The following is an 810-nucleotide window of genomic DNA, read 5'->3' as shown; positions in this document are numbered from 1 at the left end:
AATTTCTCCAATTGTTTATTTATCAGGATTGGGATATGTTATTGGACAAATATGTATAGGTACATTATCACAAAACGGTTTAGCGACGGTCTTAATTTTAGTCTTTTCTTTATTGGCTGTTGTGTCTAGTATATATGGTGTATATATATGTATATATATTGATTTAAAGAGATGGAAAACCAATCTAGATTCCTTAAATTCTTAAAAAAACAATTAATAAGGAGGAGGACATACAATGAATTCGCAACTTTTTCCTATAGGATCTATTGTAATTTTAAAAGAAGGTACAAAGAAACTTATGATTTTTGGGCGAAAACAAAAAGTAGCAACAGATGAGGTAAGAAAATTCGATTATATGGGATGTCCTTATCCAGAAGGCTATATTAATCCAGATTTCACTTATTTATTTAATCATGATGATATTCAAGAAGTTGTTTCAACTGGATATGAAGATCAGGAAGAGCGTACTTTCCAAAAAAATGTATTATCTAAAATAAAATAAGAAATAATGTAAAAAACTGTTTAAACAAGCAGTTTTTTTTACATTATTTCTTATTAGTGATGCAGCAAACGGATCTTTTATTGGAGTGGAATAAGCTTGGATGTTTTTATAGAAATTAATATAGAAACTGATGGAATCAAATTTAACAAAGGTGATTGGAATCATGATGGTAAACAGGATTCGATAAAAGATAGAGTTAAATCTGGAATCGGAGCAACTTTAGATAAAATTTTTTAGTTTTTAGGAGAGTAATATGGAAAAATACCACGGAAAAAGCACAGAACAAATTATTCAGAAATTGATGCCTG

The 810-nt window shown here is 28.6% G+C and carries 1 protein-coding gene and 2 pseudogenes; all 3 read left to right on the top strand.

What is annotated here, in order from left to right; all coding sequences use genetic code 11:
- A pseudogene (locus H6481_RS28730) lies at positions 1 to 205 on the top strand (hypothetical protein); the annotation flags it as partial.
- Between the two features lie 30 nt (positions 206 to 235).
- Complete coding sequence (locus H6481_RS28240; RefSeq protein ID WP_001088075.1) at positions 236 to 502, top strand: DUF4176 domain-containing protein; 267 nt, start codon at positions 236 to 238, stop codon at positions 500 to 502.
- Positions 503 to 619: 117 nt separating this feature from the next.
- Positions 620 to 739: pseudogene (locus tag H6481_RS28235) on the top strand (type VII secretion protein); the annotation flags it as partial.
- Between the last annotated feature and the right edge of the window lie 71 nt (positions 740 to 810).

The sequence above is a fragment of the Bacillus sp. ME78 genome (genome assembly GCF_903970865.1).
GTDB classification, from domain to species: domain Bacteria; phylum Bacillota; class Bacilli; order Bacillales; family Bacillaceae_G; genus Bacillus_A; species Bacillus_A cereus.
Note: the sequence above shows the minus strand (reverse complement) of the source record. Positions and strands in the feature narration are given on the sequence as shown.

Excerpts from the sequence above, each read along its gene's own strand:
- H6481_RS28240 (WP_001088075.1), top strand. The coding sequence starts at position 236 with ATGAATTCGCAACTTTTTCCTATAGGATCTATTGTAATTTTAAAAGAA.